Annotated in this window: 20 protein-coding genes, 1 pseudogene, 1 CRISPR repeat array and 1 riboswitch; of the genes and pseudogenes, 11 read left to right on the top strand and 10 right to left on the bottom strand. The window is 56.0% G+C overall.

Going from position 1 to position 19,492, the window contains the following annotated elements:
- The first annotated feature begins 1 nt into the window (after position 1).
- The 6 genes and pseudogenes from cas5e to ACT3T7_RS09540 all read left to right on the top strand — a co-directional run.
- Complete coding sequence (gene cas5e / locus ACT3T7_RS09565) at positions 2-784, top strand: type I-E CRISPR-associated protein Cas5/CasD (protein ID WP_444630882.1); 783 nt, start codon at positions 2-4, stop codon at positions 782-784.
- Positions 784-1,482: a type I-E CRISPR-associated protein Cas6/Cse3/CasE gene (gene cas6e, locus ACT3T7_RS09560; protein ID WP_444630881.1), complete on the top strand. Its 699-nt coding sequence runs from the start codon at positions 784-786 to the stop codon at positions 1,480-1,482. The genes cas5e and cas6e overlap by 1 nt, the downstream gene beginning before the upstream one ends.
- 3 nt (positions 1,483-1,485) lie before the next feature.
- The gene (gene cas1e / locus ACT3T7_RS09555) at positions 1,486-2,406 is read left to right on the top strand and encodes a type I-E CRISPR-associated endonuclease Cas1e (RefSeq protein WP_444630880.1); all 921 of its coding nucleotides are present in this window, start codon (positions 1,486-1,488) and stop codon (positions 2,404-2,406) included.
- A gap of 1 nt (position 2,407) precedes the next feature.
- A complete protein-coding gene (cas2e, locus tag ACT3T7_RS09550) occupies positions 2,408-2,704 on the top strand; it encodes a type I-E CRISPR-associated endoribonuclease Cas2e (RefSeq protein ID WP_444630879.1) in 297 nt (98 codons plus the stop codon).
- Positions 2,705-2,814: 110 nt separating this feature from the next.
- A CRISPR array of direct repeats spans positions 2,815-4,614; the repeat unit is 29 nt; unit sequence CCGTTCCCCGCAGGCGCGGGGATGAACCG.
- A gap of 225 nt (positions 4,615-4,839) precedes the next feature.
- Positions 4,840-5,025 (top strand): type II toxin-antitoxin system RelB family antitoxin, encoded by a 186-nt coding sequence (gene relB / locus ACT3T7_RS09545; RefSeq protein WP_444630878.1) that lies wholly within the window; start codon positions 4,840-4,842, stop codon positions 5,023-5,025.
- A 115-nt stretch (positions 5,026-5,140) separates the two neighbouring features.
- Positions 5,141-5,374: pseudogene (locus tag ACT3T7_RS09540) on the top strand (transposase); the annotation flags it as partial.
- An 89-nt stretch (positions 5,375-5,463) separates the two neighbouring features.
- Here ACT3T7_RS09540 and ACT3T7_RS09535 read toward each other — a convergent pair.
- Positions 5,464-6,324, bottom strand: a complete 861-nt coding sequence (locus tag ACT3T7_RS09535; protein WP_444630877.1) for a LysR family transcriptional regulator — start codon at positions 6,322-6,324, stop codon at positions 5,464-5,466.
- 135 nt (positions 6,325-6,459) lie between these two features.
- On the opposite strand from ACT3T7_RS09535, the gene ACT3T7_RS09530 reads away from it, so the two are divergent.
- The 3 genes from ACT3T7_RS09530 (at position 6,460) to ACT3T7_RS09520 (ending at position 8,652) form a co-directional block, all read left to right on the top strand.
- Positions 6,460-7,092 (top strand): ankyrin repeat domain-containing protein, encoded by a 633-nt coding sequence (locus tag ACT3T7_RS09530; RefSeq protein WP_172117895.1) that lies wholly within the window; start codon positions 6,460-6,462, stop codon positions 7,090-7,092.
- Positions 7,089-7,223 (top strand): hypothetical protein, encoded by a 135-nt coding sequence (locus ACT3T7_RS09525; RefSeq protein ID WP_264298659.1) that lies wholly within the window; start codon positions 7,089-7,091, stop codon positions 7,221-7,223. Before ACT3T7_RS09530 ends, ACT3T7_RS09525 begins: the two co-directional genes overlap by 4 nt.
- Positions 7,224-7,464: 241 nt before the next feature.
- The gene (locus tag ACT3T7_RS09520) at positions 7,465-8,652 is read left to right on the top strand and encodes an amidohydrolase family protein (RefSeq protein ID WP_444630876.1); all 1,188 of its coding nucleotides are present in this window, start codon (positions 7,465-7,467) and stop codon (positions 8,650-8,652) included.
- A 109-nt stretch (positions 8,653-8,761) separates the two neighbouring features.
- Here the strand turns inward: ACT3T7_RS09520 and ACT3T7_RS09515 are convergent, their stop codons facing one another.
- The 5 genes from ACT3T7_RS09515 to pdxR all read right to left on the bottom strand — a co-directional run bounded on the left by ACT3T7_RS09515 (position 8,762) and on the right by pdxR (position 12,960).
- Positions 8,762-9,166: a VOC family protein gene (locus tag ACT3T7_RS09515; RefSeq protein ID WP_444630875.1), complete on the bottom strand. Its 405-nt coding sequence runs from the start codon at positions 9,164-9,166 to the stop codon at positions 8,762-8,764.
- Between the two features lie 38 nt (positions 9,167-9,204).
- Positions 9,205-9,897 carry a uracil-DNA glycosylase family protein gene (locus ACT3T7_RS09510; RefSeq protein WP_444630874.1) on the bottom strand — a complete coding sequence of 231 codons (693 nt, stop codon included), beginning with the start codon at positions 9,895-9,897 and terminating at the stop codon, positions 9,205-9,207.
- A gap of 31 nt (positions 9,898-9,928) precedes the next feature.
- Entirely contained in the window at positions 9,929-10,654 is a 726-nt protein-coding gene (gene pcsA, locus ACT3T7_RS09505) for a phosphatidylcholine synthase (protein ID WP_287076878.1), read from the bottom strand.
- A 181-nt stretch (positions 10,655-10,835) separates the two neighbouring features.
- Positions 10,836-11,444: a DNA-3-methyladenine glycosylase I gene (locus ACT3T7_RS09500; protein ID WP_444630873.1), complete on the bottom strand. Its 609-nt coding sequence runs from the start codon at positions 11,442-11,444 to the stop codon at positions 10,836-10,838.
- Positions 11,445-11,481: 37 nt separating this feature from the next.
- Entirely contained in the window at positions 11,482-12,960 is a 1,479-nt protein-coding gene (gene pdxR / locus ACT3T7_RS09495) for a MocR-like pyridoxine biosynthesis transcription factor PdxR (protein ID WP_444630872.1), read from the bottom strand.
- Positions 12,961-13,053: 93 nt separating this feature from the next.
- On the opposite strand from pdxR, the gene ACT3T7_RS09490 reads away from it, so the two are divergent.
- Positions 13,054-13,509 carry a GNAT family N-acetyltransferase gene (locus tag ACT3T7_RS09490; protein WP_444630871.1) on the top strand — a complete coding sequence of 152 codons (456 nt, stop codon included), beginning with the start codon at positions 13,054-13,056 and terminating at the stop codon, positions 13,507-13,509.
- Positions 13,510-13,588: 79 nt separating this feature from the next.
- On the opposite strand, the gene ACT3T7_RS09485 is transcribed toward ACT3T7_RS09490, so the two are convergent.
- The 4 genes from ACT3T7_RS09485 to ACT3T7_RS09470 form a co-directional block, all read right to left on the bottom strand.
- A complete protein-coding gene (locus ACT3T7_RS09485) occupies positions 13,589-14,086 on the bottom strand; it encodes a 6,7-dimethyl-8-ribityllumazine synthase (RefSeq protein WP_087110995.1) in 498 nt (165 codons plus the stop codon).
- 109 nt (positions 14,087-14,195) lie between these two features.
- A riboswitch (FMN riboswitch) is annotated at positions 14,196-14,361 on the bottom strand.
- 79 nt (positions 14,362-14,440) lie between these two features.
- A complete protein-coding gene (locus ACT3T7_RS09480; RefSeq protein WP_444630870.1) occupies positions 14,441-14,587 on the bottom strand; it encodes a hypothetical protein in 147 nt (48 codons plus the stop codon).
- A gap of 100 nt (positions 14,588-14,687) precedes the next feature.
- Complete coding sequence (locus tag ACT3T7_RS09475) at positions 14,688-15,536, bottom strand: ABC transporter substrate-binding protein (RefSeq protein ID WP_444630869.1); 849 nt, start codon at positions 15,534-15,536, stop codon at positions 14,688-14,690.
- A 222-nt stretch (positions 15,537-15,758) separates the two neighbouring features.
- On the bottom strand, positions 15,759-15,947 hold the full coding sequence (locus tag ACT3T7_RS09470) for a YqaE/Pmp3 family membrane protein (protein WP_172117904.1): 189 nt from the start codon (positions 15,945-15,947) through the stop codon (positions 15,759-15,761).
- A gap of 450 nt (positions 15,948-16,397) precedes the next feature.
- Between ACT3T7_RS09470 and ACT3T7_RS09465 the strand changes: the two genes are divergently transcribed.
- Positions 16,398-19,490 (top strand): bifunctional diguanylate cyclase/phosphodiesterase, encoded by a 3,093-nt coding sequence (locus tag ACT3T7_RS09465; RefSeq protein WP_444630868.1) that lies wholly within the window; start codon positions 16,398-16,400, stop codon positions 19,488-19,490.
- Positions 19,491-19,492 lie beyond the last annotated feature (2 nt).

Raw genomic sequence — 19,492 nt, 5'->3', positions numbered from 1 at the left:
TATGCCATACCATCTGGTTTTTCGCCTCTATGCGCCCATGGCGAGCTGGGGCGAGGCCGCCGTTGGCGAGACGCGGCCGACGGCCACCTACCCAAGCCGTAGCGCCATTCTGGGGCTGATCGGGGCGGCGCTGGGTATCAAACGCGACGACGATGACGGTCAGCGCCGCCTGCGCGAAGGCCTTCAGGTAGCGGTCAAGCAGCGCTCGCCGGGGCTTTTAATGCGCGATTATCACACCGTGCAGATGCCTTCTTCGCAATCAAAGGTAACCCACCGCACCCGCCGCGAGGAGTTGGCGGTGCCTAAAGAAGCGCTCAATACCATTCTCTCCTCAAGAGACTACCGCTGCGATGGACTGTGGAGCGTGGCGGTGCGTCTCACCGCTAACGCCCTCTGGTCGCTCGATGAGCTCAAGGCGGCGCTAGAAAAACCCCGTTTTCCGCTCTATCTCGGCCGCAAGGCGTGCCCTCTGGCCGCACCTTTATTACCCACAGTGGTTGAGGCCAGCCATTGGCGCCAGGCGCTGGATCACCGCTTTGAAAGCGCATTGGACCCGGCGCGCACCTGGCTTGCGATGGTCGGTAACGAGAAGAAGGATCAGCAACTATTGTGCCTGCCCGAGCAAGTGCTTTACGCCTGGGAAGGCGATGCCGATGCACTCGATGGCAGCGATACAGCCAACGAATCTAGCGAGGTATGGGACGAGCCGCTACACCGCCGTCGCTGGCAATTCGGCCCCCGCCTGGAAAACCGGCGCACCGAGAAAGTGGAAGGAGAGCGCTAATGTATCTTTCAAGTGTCAGGCTGGATCTCAATAGCCTCTCGCGCGCCGAGCTGTTCGACGTATTGGAAGGCGGCGCCTATACCGCCCACCAATTGCTCTGGCGGCTGTTTCCCGGCGTGCCCAAAGGCGAGCGGCCGTTCATCTTTCGTCAGGAAATGGAAGAAGACGCCAACGGCAAGAGTGCCGGGCTGCCGCGCTTTTATGTCTATTCGACCCAAGCTCCGGAAACCATGGATGGGTTTGAGGTGCAGTGCAAGGCGTTCTCGCCTCAGCTCGTTGCAGGTGAACGACTGGCCTTTCGTCTGCGTGCTAACCCTACCATCGCAAAACCGGTGGGCGAGGGCCGTCGCTCTCGCCGCGCCGATGTGTTGATGGATGCGCGCTACCCCTTCCCCAAAGGGGAGCGCACGAGCCAGGCCTGCGTCGAGGCGATGGACGCTGCGGCGCGCCAGTGGCTCAAAAGCCGTGCTGAAAGCTTCGGTTTCACGCTGCCGGTCAAGCCAGAAGTAGGTGCTTATCGCCAGCACGCGCTGAGCAAGAAAGAGGGCGGGCAACCTATCCGCTACTCTAGCGTGGATTACGAAGGCCTGTTGGAGGTGGTCGATCCCGAGCGTCTCGGTCACGCTCTGCAGCAAGGCATCGGCCGCGCTAGGGCATTTGGCTGCGGAATGCTGCTGCTACGTCGCGTACCGGAGTGACTCATGAGCTTCATTCCCCTCAAACCCATCCCTCTCAAGGACCGTATGTCGATGATCTTCGTCGGCATGGGCCAGATCGACGTGCGCGACGGCGCGTTCGTTGTCATCGACGAGGTCAACGGCGAGCGCATGCATATTCCCGTGGGCTCGGTGGCCTGCCTGCTGTTGGAACCTGGCACCCGGGTTTCCCACGCGGCGGTCAAGTTGGCTTCGGTGGTGGGTACACTATTGATCTGGGTGGGCGATGCGGGCGTGCGGCTCTACAGCGCTGGGCAGCCAGGTGGCGCCCGCTCTGACAAGCTGCTTTACCAGGCCCAGCTGGCGCTAGATGAAAGCCTGCGGCTCAAGGTGGTACGCAAGATGTTCGAGCTGCGCTTTGGCGAAGAGCCGCCTTCGCGGCGTAGTGTCGAACAGCTACGTGGCATTGAAGGCGCGCGAGTACGCAAGACCTACCAGATGCTTGCCAAGCAGTACGGCCTGAAATGGCAGGGGCGGCGCTACGATCCGAAGCAGTGGGACGCCTCGGACGTGGCCAACCAGTGCCTGTCGGCGGCCACCGCCTGCCTCTACGGGATTACCGAAGCGGCAATTCTGGCCGCAGGCTACGCCCCGGCCATCGGTTTTCTACACACCGGCAAACCGTTGAGTTTCGTTTACGACATCGCTGATATCGTCAAATTCGAAACCGTGGTTCCGGCGGCGTTTCGTATCGCCGCCAAGAACCCGCCGATGCCGGAGCGGGAAGTGCGCATTGCCTGCCGTGACGCCTTCAAGCAGACCCGGCTGCTCCAGCGCATCATCCCCATGATCGAAGAGGTGCTGGCGGCAGGCGAGATCGAACCGCCACCACCCCCGGCCGATGCCGTGCCGCCGGCCATCCCCGAGCCGGCATCAATAGGCGATAGCGGCCACAGGAGTCATTAACATGGCCATGCTCGTCGTCGTCACCGAAGCTGTGCCACCCCGCCTACGTGGGCGGCTCGCCGTTTGGCTGCTGGAGATTCGCGCCGGTGTCTATGTGGGAGACGTCAGTAAGCGTATCCGCGAAATGATCTGGGAGCAGATCGAGGTATTGGCCGAGGAGGGCGGCAACGTCGCCATGGCTTGGGCCAGCCATCACGAATCCGGCTTCGAGTTTCAGACCTTCGGCGATAACCGTCGCGTGCCCATCGACCATGACGGATTACGCTTGGTGCGTTTTTTACCGCCTAAGGATAAGTGACTGTTTTTAATGCTCTTTAATAATATGGAGCTGTTCAAAAAATGATCAAAATCGCCGGTAGATTTTCTGCTGGCGATTTTTCTTTTTGAAAACAATTGACTACAATTAGACCGTTCCCCGCAGGCGCGGGGATGAACCGCGTCATAGCCGTCCGCGCCGTCTTTGAAAAAGCCGTTCCCCGCAGGCGCGGGGATGAACCGCCAGTAGCACGCCGCGAAGGGTCAAACGAAATCCGTTCCCCGCAGGCGCGGGGATGAACCGCGGCCTCATCAAAAGGTAGGTCGGCGTCTCGGCCGTTCCCCGCAGGCGCGGGGATGAACCGTCAATAGGTATTAGAAATGAAACACTAGGTGTCCGTTCCCCGCAGGCGCGGGGATGAACCGCAATGGGGGTTATTGCAAGAAGAGCTAATGATCCGTTCCCCGCAGGCGCGGGGATGAACCGTAGCGCCTTCAATTCGTTATTCGTGAGCTTGTCCGTTCCCCGCAGGCGCGGGGATGAACCGTCGAGGCGATTTTATAGGTGATGCCAAAAAGCCCGTTCCCCGCAGGCGCGGGGATGAACCGCATCATTGCAAGCATGAGATCAATTAGAAACACCGTTCCCCGCAGGCGCGGGGATGAACCGTATCGCCACAACATGGCGACGCTCTTGGGCGTCCGTTCCCCGCAGGCGCGGGGATGAACCGACGTGTTACTGCGATGGGTACCACTACCCCCACCCGTTCCCCGCAGGCGCGGGGATGAACCGTTTCGCGAGGCTATCGAAAACAACTGTAACCCCCGTTCCCCGCAGGCGCGGGGATGAACCGTGACTGAGGTGGCCACTCTTGGTTTGCGCGTCCCGTTCCCCGCAGGCGCGGGGATGAACCGGCCTTGCCATGCCTCTGCAACGTCTGTCTCAACCGTTCCCCGCAGGCGCGGGGATGAACCGAATCTATCTTCTAGTTAAGTTTCAGAGCTAAACCGTTCCCCGCAGGCGCGGGGATGAACCGCCCCTTGAGTAAAGTTGACATTAGAAACCACGCCGTTCCCCGCAGGCGCGGGGATGAACCGACTTTTCTATTTTTTCGCGGGAACGTTTATCACCGTTCCCCGCAGGCGCGGGGATGAACCGGACTCGAAAAAATCACAGAAAAACGCGCGAATCCGTTCCCCGCAGGCGCGGGGATGAACCGTCGCGGGACTGCTGTCGGAGAGCAATGTAACGCCGTTCCCCGCAGGCGCGGGGATGAACCGGCGCCGGATGCTTTCAGCGTCGCGAGCAGTACCCGTTCCCCGCAGGCGCGGGGATGAACCGTTCGGCCTCGGTGAGCGCCGGGCTGGTGATGCCCGTTCCCCGCAGGCGCGGGGATGAACCGATTGGTCTCACCGATGCGGATAGCGTTGCCAACCGTTCCCCGCAGGCGCGGGGATGAACCGCCGGCCCACTGCCCTAATAAAGGCCTCAATTACCGTTCCCCGCAGGCGCGGGGATGAACCGAGTTTAAGCAGTGGGCGAAGCGCGGTAATTGCCCGTTCCCCGCAGGCGCGGGGATGAACCGTCGTAAATATCGACAGCCGCGGGGACCAGCGTCCGTTCCCCGCAGGCGCGGGGATGAACCGTTTGGCTGGGATCACGCTGTTGATATGGAAACCCGTTCCCCGCAGGCGCGGGGATGAACCGTTGGTCGCTGGGTGCTTGTTGTCGTAAGGCTTCCGTTCCCCGCAGGCGCGGGGATGAACCGGTAAAGCCATTAGCAGCAATCGCCGTGGCCACCCGTTCCCCGCAGGCGCGGGGATGAACCGTTGGGGTTGTTGCCCAGCGCTTCGGCGATTTCCCGTTCCCCGCAGGCGCGGGGATGAACCGCACCGGATCCGCAACATTCTCAAAAGCCGGCCACCGTTCCCCGCAGGCGCGGGGATGAACTCAAGTCCTGAACGTCCTAATGGCTCATGGAGATACGTTCCTCACTGGCGTGGGGATGAACCAAACTCAAGATAAGACGGAAATCACTGAAAATGATGGGTTTTGATGCTGATTGAAACGCTGATCGCGGCGTATGCTATACGTGTATATCAAATCTCCAGGAGAGACCATCATGTTGGCAATACGACTGCCCAGCGACATCGAAGCGCGCCTAGAGGCCGGAGGCCTTGGCCAAGGCCTCCGGCCGCACCAAGACCTATTACGCCTGTGAAGCTATTCTCAAGCACCTCGATGACCTCGATGACCTCGAGGACGTTTACCTCGCCGAGCAGACCCTGGAGCGTCTGCGTCGTGGCGAGGAAACCACGCACTCCCTGGATGACGTGGAGCGTGATCTTGGGCTGGAAAATTGAGCTGACGGGGCCGCCCACAAGCAGTTGAAGAAGTTGGGTCATGTTGAGGCCAAGCGCATCCGTGACTACCTGCGCGAGCGGGTACAGCCGCGAGGCCCCGCGACAGCTGGGCGAGCAGGGCGTGACCCAGAGCATGTCACGCAAGGGGAATTGTCTAGATAATGCCGCGATGGAGAGCTTCTTTGGAACGCTGAAGTCAGAATATTTTTACCTGAACCGCTTTGACACGATTGAGCAATTACAGGCGGGCATCCGACACTACATCCATTACTATAACCACGAGCGCATCAAGTCCAAACTAAGAGGCCTGAGCCCGGTGCAGTACCGAACTCAGGCCTTATCCGCTTAGTGTTTTACTGTCCAGGTTTTTGGGGTCAGTTCAGATGAATGAGTCTTCTATATTTTCGACGTCCGATGGCACCACCATCCCTAAGAGGCCTATCGCTCAACCTCATCCGCAAGTATCTGAATGATCTCGGATACGAAAGGACTGTCCTGGTCCGCTTGGTGGATTGCGATTTCCATGGCGTCAACAGCAGGCAAGGTCGGAACTTCTTGCATGCCAGAATTGACCACGCGCCTTGGAAGAAGACTAATCCCGAGACCGGCATTGACCGCGCTCAGCAGGCCGGCGAGGCTGGAACTCGTGTAAACAAGATGCCATCCGCGCCTGACGTTATCGAGGGCAGTAATCATTTGGGCGCGATACAATCCATCCGAAGGAAAGGCAACAAGCGGCAGCGGGTCGCAATCGGCCAGCGCATGATTTTTGCTTTGATACCAGGACAGCGGCTCGGGCCAATGCATTACTCCGCGGGCCTCGCCGCGATGCTGTTTGACCAGAACTAGATCCAGTTCCCCTCGGTTATAGGCACCGTATAGATTGCGGCTCAGGCCACTGGTAACTTCCAGCTTCAAGTTCGGATGCTGCCGGACAAGCGCCGCAAGTACTTGTGTCACCCGGCCCGAAGCGAAATCCTCGGGCAGACCGAGCCGAAGGGTAATTTGACGCGCTACTCCAGACACGACGGCGGCAGCTTCCGCATTCAGTGCCAGGATACGACGTGCATAACCCAGTAGTCGCTCGCCCGCTTCGGTGGGTGTGATGCTATTGCGTCCGCGATCAATCAAAAGCCCGCCTGCCACCTCTTCCAGCCTCATTATCTTCTGGCTGACCGTTGATTGAGTTGAGTTCAATTGCCGTGCTGCGGCTGTAAAGCTGCGCGTGTCGACTACCGCCACGAAACTGCGCAACAGGTCGGAGTTGAACGGCTTATTCGATTTATCACTGGTTTTCATTCAGATATTTAATTTCCAAATGGCTTTTTTGTCCACTATATTTTTGTCTATGATTTTTATCAGCAAGAAGGGACTTTTATGCGCAGCCGCTTACAGGCCACTTTCGCCTTCACTCTCCTCGTAGGATGTATAACCATGATCGATTCCGTTGCTTTTGGCGGAGTCCCTGTCGCTCAGGCTAATCCTTTGCTGATCTCCGCTGCTGAAAACGATGATATCGCTGGTGTTCGAGAAATGATCGCCAGCGATATACCGCTCGACGCGCGGGATAGTCGTGGGCGGACAGCATTACTCGCTGCAACCCATGCGAACCGAGTTGAGACCGCTCGTCTACTTATTAGCGCCGGGGCTGATGTGAATGCTAAAGACGACATCGAAGATAGCCCCTACCTCTATGCGGGCGCGCGCGGACATCTGGAAATACTGCAGATGACGCTATCCCATGGCGCTGATTTGGCGAGTGTCAACCGCTATGGCGGTACGGCGCTGATTCCTGCGGCGGAACGGGGGCATGTGGAGACTGTTCGAACCCTAATAGAGGCCGGCACGGATATTGATCATGTCAACAACCTCGGCTGGACGGCGTTGCTGGAGGCTATCATCCTCGGCGATGGCGGACCGCGATACGGAGAGATTGTGGGGCTGCTGGTCGACGCCAACGCGGACGTGAACCTGGCTGATAGGGAAGGGATCACGCCGCTGCAACATGCGCGACAACGCGGATATGCTGACATCGCTAGTTTGCTAGAACAGGCGGGTGCGAAATGAATGACAAGGCGTATCTGGACGAGGCGATCAATCTTGCCCACAAGAATGTTGCCAATGGAGGGCGTCCATTCGGTGCCGTGCTGGTCACGGATGGCAAAGTGATCAGCCGAGCTGTCGCAGCCGCTTGGTGATCAACAATGGGCCTCTATCCAGCATCTGCCTCCTGACGACGCGGAGCAGTCTGACCTTTATCGTAATTGGGCTGGGTGTTCGGCGAAAAATGCCTAGCCACTTGGCATTTTATCGATTGGATCGTTGATTTACCTCTTCGAGGAAAATAGCACTGTCCTGATTCTATCGGAGGCACGAGCAGTTCCTCCTGAGCAGAGCTTAGTCGTATGACTCCAAAACCAGAATTGGAAACACACTGATATGAATGAATGCATTTACGCCAACGCTTTGACCCCTGATGGCAACAAAAGTGATCTCGCCACGCGCGATGGGTGCTTCGTTCCTATCGATACTGTCTCAACCGACGCCAAAAAAATCGATCTTGATGGACTGACTGTCCTTCCCGTTTTTGTGGAGGGCCATATTCATCTCGATAAGAGCTTTGTTGGCGACGGTTGGTTTCCTCATCGTCCGGTTGGCTCCCTTCGTGAGCGGCTTGACGTTGAAAAGCGCCTTCTATCCAGCGCATTGCCGGTTGTTGAACGCGCTGAGGCACTGCTCGCGCAGGCTCACTCTTTTGGCACGGTAGCAATGCGCAGTCACGTTGATATCGACCCAGTGCTCGGACTCGATAATCTGAATGCCGTCGTTGCTGCCTGCGAGATGTGGAAGGGCCGGGTCGACGTAGAACTCGTTGCTTTTCCGCAGGCTGGCATTGTGTCTAGTCCCGGTACAGCGGATCTGCTCGATGCCGCCATGCGTGAAGGCGCGACAGTGGTGGGCGGGCTTGATCCTACCGAGTTTGACGGTGACGCGGATGCGCATCTTGATGTGGTGTTTGGCACGGCCGAGCGCCACGGTGCGAAAATCGACATCCACTTGCATGAGCACGGCGCAGGCGGTATCAAGCAGATTGAGCGTATTGCCGCACGAGCGACAGCAGCCGGTATGTCGGGCCTCGTTACCATTAGCCATGCTTACGCACTTGGCGATGTGAGCCGTGATGAGGCACGTCGTGTGTCGGCGATCCTCGCCGAAGCGGGCGTTTCTATACTAACCAATGCGCCGGGAGATCATCCGTTCCCACCGATCGACGTACTACGCGCGGAAGGCGTTCATGTATTCGCGGGCAATGACAATATTCGCGATGCGTGGTGGCCTTACGGCAATGGTGATTTGCTTGAACGCGCGATGCTGATCGGCTACCGCTCCGGTCTTTATACCGACGAACAACTGGGTGTCGCTCTTGACATGATCACGGTGGACTCCGCAAGGGCGATTGGTCGTACGCTACCGGGATTCGCGATCGGTGACGAGGCGAGTTTCGTGATTGTGGACGCACTCAATGCTGCAGCCGCTGTAGCATCACCGCCCTCGGAGCGACTGCTGGTCCAACACGGCAAAATTGTTCAACCAACTCGCCCGTCGATTCGCTCGCGATTGCTTTGAAATGGCACACGAGTTTGCCCGTGCGAAAACTCAAGATAAGGACAATAATGTTGAATTTATCTTTTATCCACTCCCCGCAGGCGCGGGGATGAACCTCTGGGCTAGTGACTCACGTCAGGTCCATAAAGGGGTTGTAGGCGACTTCCCAGTAGTGGCCTTCCGGGTCGCGAAAATAACCGGAGTAACCGCCCCAGAACACTTCTTCTGCTGGTTTGATTAGCTCGGCGCCTGCGGCAACCGCTTGTTTGAGCACTTGGTCAACGGCCTCTTGGCTGGCGACGTTGTGGGCCAGCGTGATACCGCTGAAACCACCTTTTGAGTCGTCGGCAATGCCGATATCCTTAGCCAATGACGTTCTGGGAAACAGCGATAGCCAGGCGCCTTCCATCTTGAAAAAGGCCACCTCGTCGCTGTCTGTCTCGTGTTCTGGCAGTCCCAGGCCGTCCCGATAGAACTGGATGGCGCGCTTTAGGTCATGCACGCCGAGGGTAATCAGGCTGATCTTGGGTTTCATAGCGGTGCCCTTTAGATGTTGTTTTAAATAGGCCGCTGTCACAGGGTGAGGTTGTCTTGGCGCACGTCCAGCTGTTCCAGGCGCTGTTTCAATAACCCTGGAAAGCGCGCATACCAGGTTTGATTGAGCGGCGAGGGGTGCGGCAGCGGGTAGAGCGTAAAGGTTTGCTCTTTTCCATGATCACCCTCTAGCGTCACCTCAATGCTACTTTCAAAGCGGTCCTCTTGCTTCCAGAAGGCTTCCAGGCGCGCACGCTCCTCTTTTGAGCGGCCGATACCGAACCACAGGAACGCTTCTCGGCCCAGCGTAATCAGCGTTCGTCCTTCCCAGCGCGATATCAGCACTTCGTTCATTAAACCGTGAAAGTGACGTTTAACCTTCATCGACCACGCCTTGTTGCCTACGGGCTTGTAGGGCACGGTATTGATCCAGAAAAAGTGCTCGCCCACGGCTTTTGATGCTGTAAAGTCCGGCATCGTCTCGCCGTAAAGCTGCTCATAAAGCGCTTTTCTGACCAACTGGCCACCAGCACCGATAAACGGCTCGCCGTGACGCACCTCGTCGCGGCCTGGGTCGCGGCCAAAAAAGCCGATGCGCAGGTTCGGCTTGCCAAGGCCGATGATCGGCTCCAATGGATCGCGTTCAAAACGTTCGTAGACCTCGACATCAATCCCTTCGATGTCTGCCGCCAGGGCTCTGAATTTCTTCTCCTGAGTTGGCGTTAGTGACATCGTTCTACCTCTTTGTTAACCAATGTCGGGTTCAGACGAACCACTCTTGGGCTGTCCGCCATAAGCACATGCCAAAAAAGTAGACCGAGGCGACGCCCCATCCCCATAGTGCCCAAACAGCATGCTCAGTGCTTGGGAGAATAAGAAGCGTTGCACAAAGGCACCACAACAACGTAACGGCGATATTAAGCGGCATAAATTTGCGCACCCGGAAGGGGTGCAGGAACTTCATGCGAGTAACGGTGAGAATGGCCAAGACGATGATGGCGGCAAAGGTAAGCCAAGGCGGGAAGTCGAGAATGTAGAAATAGGCCGCAGCGATATTCCAAGCGGCCGGAAAGCCAACAAAATAGTTATCCTGGCTTTTCATATTGGTGTTGCAGAAACAGAACATCGACGAAAGCAGGATAATAAACACCGCCAGCAGTGAAAAACCGGTCGGCAAATCGATAAAGTAGTAGATAAACAGGGCGGGAATAAACGCCCAGGTAAGATAATCAATGACCATATCCAGTGTTGAGCCATCGAAGTGCGGCAGGATGGTCTTCACTTCATACTTGCGCGCCAACGTGCCGTCGAAGCCATCTACCATCATCGCCGCCCCCAGCCAGAGCAGACAAGCCACCGGATTGTCGTCGATCAAAGCGAATAGCGCCATGACGCCCAGTAGTACGCCGCTAGCGGTGAGAGCATGTACGCTCCATGCTTTGCATCGCGATGCGTGAGAGTCTGCTTGCGAAGAGAGCGGTTGAGCCACATTAAACCCCGTTGAGAACGTTATGTTCTGCTGCTGTTTGGTGTATAGATAAGCGTGTCAGTCGATACACTACTACAAGAAGGCATACCGAGAATACGCAGGCCGTTGAACTGCTCTAAGCATGGCCGTTTCTGACGCCGTCCGCCAGGCGATTGTCTGCGTCCTAACGTATGTAGAAGCCCTAAACGGGCCGCTGAAACTGTAAGCGTGCCTGCTTTACGCGTTCACGTGTTACGCAGGTCAGCGAATGGTCATTGAGCAGCCCCATCGCCTGCATCAACGCAAAGGCCGTAGTGGGGCCTATAAATTTCCAGCCGCGTTTTTTCAGCGCTTTGGAGAGCGCGATGGATTCAGGCGAGACGGTCTGGGTTTGCGGCGCTTTTAACGCATTGTGCGCTGGCTCGAAGCGCCAGAAGAACGCCGCCAGCGAACCTTCCTGTACGACTAATTCCTGTGCCCGTTGCGCGTTATTGATCGCTGCCTCAATTTTCCCACGATGGCGGATAATGCCCGCGTCTTGCAGTAATCGCTGCACATCACGCTCATCAAAACGCGCGACCTGATGAAAATCGAAGTGATGAAAGGCCGCACGAAAGTTCTCGCGCTTGTTGAGAATCGTCCGCCAGCTCAAGCCGGACTGAAAGCTCTCCAGGCAGAGCTTTTCAAACAGGCGCTGATCGTTATCAACGGGAAAGCCCCACTCGTTATCGTGGTAGGGCAGAAACTCCGGTGCACCGCCGCACCAGTAGCAGCGGGCGTGCCCATCGGGGGCGATAAATGCGTTCGCCATAGTGATTCCCCTGTTTTAGTTATAAAAATGTCAGGATTTATAACGATGTCAGATTTAGCCATGCGTGGCTGAGCCAGCGGCCCGCACGTAGTAGCTCATCCTCCGTCGCGCCTGCATAGCCCAACACAAGCCCTGCACGCTGTGGTTGCCCCAGATAGTACCGGGAGAGAGGGGAGAGCGTAATGTGTGCCTGTTGGGCCAGTTCAACCAGGCGCGCTTCCTGATTTAAAGTATCCAACTCGGCGACCAGATGCATCCCCGCATGGCCTGAGGAGAGCTTTAAACCGGCGTCAATAGCCGGGGCCAGTGCACGGCGCAGGCAAGCCTGGCGCTGACGATAGCCCATGCGCATTCGGGCGATATGGCGTGAAAAGTCACCTTTGGCAATGAACTCAGCAAGCGCTGACTGAATGGGATAGTTGCCTTCGCGGTGCAGGCGAGCGTGAGCCAACCGAAACGTATCGGCCAACGCCTCGGGCAGCACGATATAACCCAGCCTAAGCCCTGGATAGAGCACCTTGCTGAACGTGCCGATATAGATGACGGATGCCTGTTCCGATAAACCTTGAAGCGACGGCGTGGGCGGCGTGTCGTAGCGAAACTCGCTGTCGTAGTCATCCTCAACAACCCAAGCGCCGTGCCTGGCGGCGTGTTCGAGTAATGCCAAGCGTCGTGGAACCGGCATGGTAGCGCCGCTCGGGTATTGGTGGGAGGGCGTCACGTAGATCAACCGCGGCGAAGGCGTATTAGCTGGACAAAGCAACGGATTTAGTCCCTCTTCATCCACCGGGACAGGGATAATGTTCAGTCCCGCTGCCAAAAAGCAGGTTTGCGCGCCGCCGTAGCCGGGTTCTTCCATCCACACTGAGTCGCCGCTATCGGTCAGCAGCTGGGCCACCAGCTCGAACGCTTGCTGTGCACCTTGCGTGATCACAATTTGCTCAGGGCGACAGCGCACTGCGCGGGAAAGCGTCAGGTAATCACCCAGTGCCTCTTTCAGCGCGGGCAAGCCGCCATGCGTTTGATAGGAAAGCCATGCCGTATCGGCCTGGCGATAGTGGCGCCTTAAAAGGCGTTGCCACTGAGCGTGGGGGAACAGATCCAGCCCCGGCACGCCCGGCGCAAACGCTTGATAGTGTTGGCTTAGCGTACCGCAACGATCAATCAGCGCCTGCCCGCGGGTTGAGTAGCTAAACGCCGTTTCCAAAGGTGGCTTGGGATGAGTCGGTAGCGTAGGCAAGTTGGCCACATACATGCCCGCGCCCCGCCGAGAAACCACCAGCCCCTCGGCCAGCAGGCGGTCCATTGCCGCTAATACGGTATTACGGCTGATACCCAAGCCGCGCGCCAGGTGCCGTGAAGAGGGCAAATGACTCCCGGCGGCCAGTTCGCCGTGTTGAATCCAACGGCGCAACGCGCTGTAAAGCTGATGTACTAGCGTGGTTGTTTCTTGGGTGCCAATCTGTAGCGCCAAGGCATCAATAAGCCATTCACTCGACGGCGTTCGCTGCTTCACTGGTTCCCTCGCTATTTAATAAACTGGTTCTTCACCAAGAGCCACTATAACGAGAGACTTGCCTATTCCCACCTCTTTTTAAGGAGCGCTACTGTGAATAATGTTCGGGCTGCCGTACTTGATGACTTGGACGCGCTTAGCGTGCTGCTGGATGACTATCGCCAGTTTTATCAGCAACAAAGCGACCTAAAGGGCGCCCGCTACTTTTTAAATCAGCGCTTTGGGTTGGGCGACTCGTTCATTCTGGTGAGTGAAGAGGCGCAGGGAACAATCAGCGGTTTTGTGCAGCTTTTTCCCGGCTTATCGACGGTAGGCATGAATGCACGATGGACGTTGAACGATCTTTACGTGCTGCCTGAGTATCGCCGCCAAGGCGTAGGTAGGGCGCTAATGAGCGCCGCCGCCGATTTGGCCCAGGATCACGGTGTCGCAAGGCTGGTACTGATGACCCAAGTGGAGAACAAGCGCGCGCAGCACCTGTATGAGTCACTTGGCTGGCAGCGTAATACGGCGTTTTATAGCTACCTGCTGGATGTGAATGAGGCGTGAGTAGAGCAGGAGAATCAAGCAGAGAATCATGTTCGCTGATGGGGCCCTTGGCCCGGCGTTCGCCGGGCCAGGATAGTGCTCACGCGTCGCTAAGTTTGCGTGCGCGGTGCAGGTTTTCCATGGTGTTCAGGCACGCACTGGCGGCTTCCTTACCTTTGGCCAGGAAGTGCTGGAAATAAAAGTCGTGATGGGTGCTGTGCTCATGGAAATGGTGCGGCGTGAGCACCACCGAAATGACCGGCACTTGGGTGTCGAGCTGGACGCGCATCATGCCGTCGATGACCGCGTGGGCGACGAAGTCGTGGCGATAGATGCCGCCATCTACCACGAAGCCAGCACCGACAATCGCGCCATAGCGGCCGCTTTCGGCCAGTACCTTGGCTTGCAGCGGAATTTCATAGGCGCCTGAAACGGTAAACGTATCTACCTGGTCCGCAGATAAACCGTTGCGCTCCACTTCCTCAATAAATGCCTGGTAGGCCTGGCCGACGATATCGTTGTGCCAATGGCCCTGGATAAACGCAATGCGCTGGGACGTGGTATGTGAGGAGAGTGTTAAAGGAAAGGTCTGATTCATGGTCATTCTCTTGGATAAGTGGTACCAGAATCAGGGCATTCGGCATCCGCCATAGGCATAACGTACGCCTCCAGGGGGCTTTCTCCGTGGAATAACGCCGTTGAATGGATGCCGTTCTCTTTCATCCGGACTATCACCGTCGGCTTCGGTTTCTCACCGAATCTGCTGACCTCTCACGGGCAGACCAGTGAGAGCGCTCGCGGGCTTAGGCCGCTTTCGTTAGGAAAGGTACCATCACCGCCGGTGGGGACTTTCACCCCGCCCTGAGAACATTGCTGCATAGCAGCCTACCTATCTTACGCCGATTGTGAATGCGCAGCTAGAGGCCAAGTAAAACCTTGTCGAGCGCGCTGCTTAATCGACCCAGTCGGCATTTACCAGCTCGGTAAGCCGTTTGGGGCAGGCACTATTGGAGGCGTCTGCGGCGGGCAGTACTTCGTTATACGTTAAAAGCGACTCATCACAATAAATGGGCACGTTGGTCGCCAAGCCAACGGACATACGCCGCCCGGGTGACTGGTGCGCTCCTTAAGCATTGATACCTAATGAAAAGCCCCCGGTCTAGCGACACGGGGGCTTGGTCATGCATAGTGGTAGACGCTTATAGCGCTTCAACTACCTCATCAACTTGCAGTTTCAGGCTCTGCAGGCCGCCGCCTGATAAGTACCAAAGGGCCGGGGTTAGTACGACCAGGCGTGTATCCGGTGTGCCCGCGTCTGCTAGCGCTTGCGTTAACGCATCGGTATCAGCGGCGTCGTTACCAATGGCGGCGCTGCGGTCAACCACCAGCAATACGTCGGGTTGGATCTCACCAATGGCATCCATCGTCAGCGGCGTAAAGGTGCGGCTACCGCGCGTTATGCTGGTAACACTATCCGGCATTTCTAATGTGTTGATACCCAGTACGTCATGGACGACCGGATGAGTGTTCAGCCCCAGGTTGCCGTCATTGGAGGTAACCACCAGTACGCGCAACGCTTCATCCAGCGCTTGACGGTGATTTTCAATATCGGCATGCAGCTCTTTTAGTGCTTCTTCAGCGCGCTCTTCAACACCAGCATGGCTGGCAAGCTGGCGCACGTTGTCGTCAAAGGCTACTAGGTAATCATCGCCCTGTAGGCTGGTATTGAGCACCGGAGCGATCTCTTCGAACTCCGCTTCCCACTCGCCTTGACGGCCGGTGTAAAGGATAAGGCTGGGCTCGCTTGCGGCGACGGCTTCAAGGTCAGGAGAGCGTAAGCCGCCAAGGTCGGTATACGCGTCGTCGTTATAGGTTGACAGGTAGTCGGGCAGAATCTGTTTGGGAATCCCCACGATTTGGTCACTAACACCCAGTGCATCCAGCGTATCCAGGCTGCCTAAATCAAAGGTGGCAATACGTTCCTGGGCATGAGCAACAGAGCTAACCGCTGTGACAAGCAGTGTTGTGACGAGAACCTTGGGCTTCATGGGTATTCCTTTTATGAGAAAAAGTTTTATATGAGACTATTTCTCATATTGGCAAAAAAATGAGGTGCTGTCGTTACCGTGTTATGGAACAGGACGTTTCACTTTTTCGTTTTGGTGGGACTATCGAGGATTGGCGTTGTCAGAAGGGGAGCACGTATATGGGCGTTATAAAGCACTATCCCGCCTTACTGGGCGGGATAGTTAAGGTGCTGGGCAGGAGGACTATCTGCCGGAAGCGTTACGAATCTTTTTATCGGTTTGATATTGGCTCAGCGCATAGACAGACCAGATCGCCGCGGGCACCCAGCCAATGATAGTAAGCTGGAGTACCAGGCAGATAAGCCCGGCAAAAGGGCGACCGATGGTAAAGAACTGAAGCCACGGCAGTAGCAGGGCGAGTAGCAGACGCATGTCATTCTCTCCTTGATCTAAACAGCGAAAGGTTAAGTAACCGATGGCACATTATTGCAGATTGGCTGTTGCTACGCATATTCATTACACCACCGCTGCCAACATTAACCTGCCGCTGGTTGATTGAAGCAGTTTTCGTACAAAGCCTGGAAATGCCGTTTTCCCTTGGCGCACAGCGATAATAAAGCCAGATAATCGTGAGAATAGCAGTGAGAATTAAGTGTAATGTTTTTGTCTGCTGCCTCCATGCGCCAATGAAGAGCATTTTATGTTTGTAATATGGTAAATCGCGTTACTAAGGCACTCTAAATGGATGGAATGATTAAATTGTTTGCCGTTATTCTATCTAACGGTTGGCAGGATAAAGGGTAATGCTGACGACGTTTACGTGGTACATCATCACATCAATTTATGCGTTCTCTTTTGTTCTCTGGCCAAGGTCGATGCGCTATGCCTGTTGTAGATATGTTGATGAGAAAGGACCAGAACAAAGAGAGCGAAAAGTATGCCGATGATGCCTTTCGCCGCCAATGTCGCAATGTCTACGCGTTATACGTTGCTGCTTTACTGCTGCTGTTCAGCCTGTTCGGCTGGTTTTTAAAGGAGCAGCGTGAGCAGGAGATAGCCTCTGCTGAGGCGCAGAGCGATGCGCGTGCCAGCCTGATTGGTGAGTGGGTAGAAAGCATCTTCTCTCAAACGTACCACGTGCTGGTCAGTGTCGCTGACCTTCAGAACATGCCTGATGTGGTCAGCGCCACGCAAATGTCCCGAATGTTAAGCGATCGTCATCGCTATGCCCCCCCGGTCCAACGAGTGGGTCTGTTGGATAGCCAGGGAATCATGATCGCCAGTAGTGGAGATAACCACTATCAGGGAGCGGATTTTAGTCACCAGGATTTTTATAAAGTCTTGAGCGACCCTGACTATCCCATGGAGGACATCGTTACGCCGCTTTACTGGTCCAGCGAGGAACAAACCTACTCTCTGATACACGCGTTACGTCTGACAGATTCATCAGGTGCCTTTGCGGGCATGGCATCAGCACGTGTGGCATCACAAGCATTTGCCGACATGGTTAACCAAATGCAAATTCGTCAGGGTGAAAGCATCGCCCTGGTAGACGCCACGCTTACATTAATCGCCCGCAATCCTGGTGACGAGCACACGCAAACCGGGGGGCAAGTGGAAGGTGCGACCGTACAACGCGTCCTGAACAGCGGCCAGACCCCGTGGTCGGACGTGATGTGGTCCACTTTGGATCAGCGTGAGCGAATTTTTTGGATACAGCGCGTTGGAAACTACCCGATATGGGTGGTCGTCGGTATGAATTTGGACGAGGTGTTAGCGGGGTGGCGTCAGCGCGCCGGGATTACCATTGGTATCTTTATCGCTATTACGTTGTTGGGTGCATGGGGAGTGCGTCATTACCTTAAGCGGATAAGGTTAGCTCAGTTATTACAACATCGCCTTAAAGAGCTTGATCAGGCGCGTACCCAGGCCCAGACAGGAGAAGCTCAGCTCAGAACGCTTATTAACTCTATCCAGGATTTGATCATCGTTTTCGACCAAAACAATCAAATAACCTATACGCATGCCTTGGATGAAGGAATGTTGCTGAAAGGCAACGATAGTCTGTTAGGGAAACATTATAACGAGGTAATGCCCGCTGGTTTATCCAAGCGCTTTGATACTGTCTTTGAGCAGGTAAGGCAGCATCGCCAAGCAGTGACGCTTGAATATCAGTTGAGGGTGCCCAGGGGAGAACACTTTTTTCAGGCCGTAGTAAGCCCCTTGGTGCATCCTGATGGCCGCTTTTCAGGCACGTTGCTGGTCGCGCGCGATATTACCGAAGCCAAACAGAGTGAAGCGGAGCTTAATATCGCGGCTGCCGCTTTTCAGGCACACCTGGGCATCATCATCGCGGATGCCGAAGGGAAAATACTGAAAGCCAATCCCATGTTTACTCAGATTACCGGCTATAGCGAAGCCGAAGTGATTGGCCGTGACGCAAAGATGTTTAATTCGAACCGTCACGACCCTGGTTTCTATCGCCGTTTATGGCGCAGCGTCAAACAGCATGGCCGTTGGGAAGGCGAAGTTTGGAACCAGCGCAAGAACGGCGATATCTTTCCCGAGTGGGTCGTTATTAGCTCAATTCGCAATGCTGACCAGCAGCTAACCCATTACGTGGCCACCGTTGTCGATATTAGCGAGCGCAAAGCCGCTGAACAGGAGATCCACCAACTGGCGTTTTATGATTCGGTGACGGGGCTGGCGAATCGCCGCCTCTTTATGGACCGCTTGGGCGCAGCGCTTAAAGAGGCGCGCCGACATCGCTCTTATGGTGCGCTTCTGCTGATCGATATCGATCATTTCAAACAGGTTAACGATGTGTTTGGGCACTCTATCGGTGACCGTTTGCTTCAGGGTGTTGCGCGTCTGCTTCATCAACAGCTGCGGGAAAGTGATACCTTGGCACGTTTTGGCGGTGATGAGTTCGCGATACTCATTCAGTCGCTGGATACCGATGCGGCTAAAGCGGCTCAGTTGGCTGAGCTCATCGCCCATAAGTTGATGGTTGCCATACGCCGTACCAGTTCACTCATTGAGCACTCGGTCAGCGTGACGGCCAGCATCGGTATCACCCTCTTGGACTATTCGACCAACGAGCAAAATGAGTATCTTCAGCAGGCGGATATGGCGCTATTTCAAGCCAAGGCGAGAGGCCGTGATACGCTGTGCTTTTTTGACCCCGATATGCAGGCAACGCTGTTAGCCTCAACGCGTCTGGAACGTGACTTGCGGCAGGCACAGGCGCTTAACCAGTGGCAGCTTTATTATCAGCCCCAAGTGGAAGTAAATGGAAAGACGACCGGGGTCGAGGCACTTTTGCGCTGGCAGCATCCCGAGCGGGGTCTTGTATCACCCGGGGACTTTATACCGCTGTTAGAGAGTACCGGCCTGATTATTGAAGTAGGTGCATGGGTGCTGGAGAGGGCCTGCTACCAGTTGGCGAGCTGGGCACAGCATGATCGGTTCTGCCACTTGACGATGTCGGTAAATATCAGCCCTCTGCAGTTTCACGATGCTGAGTTTATACCGCGTATCACGGCTATCTTTGAACGTACCCAAGCACCGCTTGACCGCTTAAAGCTTGAAGTGACAGAGTCGCTGTTTGTGGATGACCGCGACAGGGCCCGCGATAAAATGTTGTTCCTAAAAGCGCTGGGCGTTCGCCTCTCACTGGATGATTTTGGTACCGGTTATTCATCCCTTGCCTACCTGGCCCAACTACCCTTGGACCAACTGAAAATAGACCAGAGCTTTGTGCGCCAGGTGCTGACCAGTAGCGCGAATGCGGCGATTGTCGAGAGTACCATTGCGCTGGCAAAAAGCCTGAACCTGGAGGTGATCGCCGAAGGAGTCGAAACGCAGGCGCAGCAGGCGTGGTTATTCGCCCATGGCTGCCACGCCTATCAAGGTTATCTGTTTGGGCGCCCGGTCACCATCGACGCGTTGGAAGCGGAGCTTGATGTTTTTTGATA

It is taken from the genome of Halomonas sp. 111 (genome assembly GCF_052379685.1).
Classification (GTDB): Bacteria; Pseudomonadota; Gammaproteobacteria; order Pseudomonadales; family Halomonadaceae; genus Vreelandella; species Vreelandella citrativorans.
Note: the sequence above shows the minus strand (reverse complement) of the source record. Positions and strands in the feature narration are given on the sequence as shown.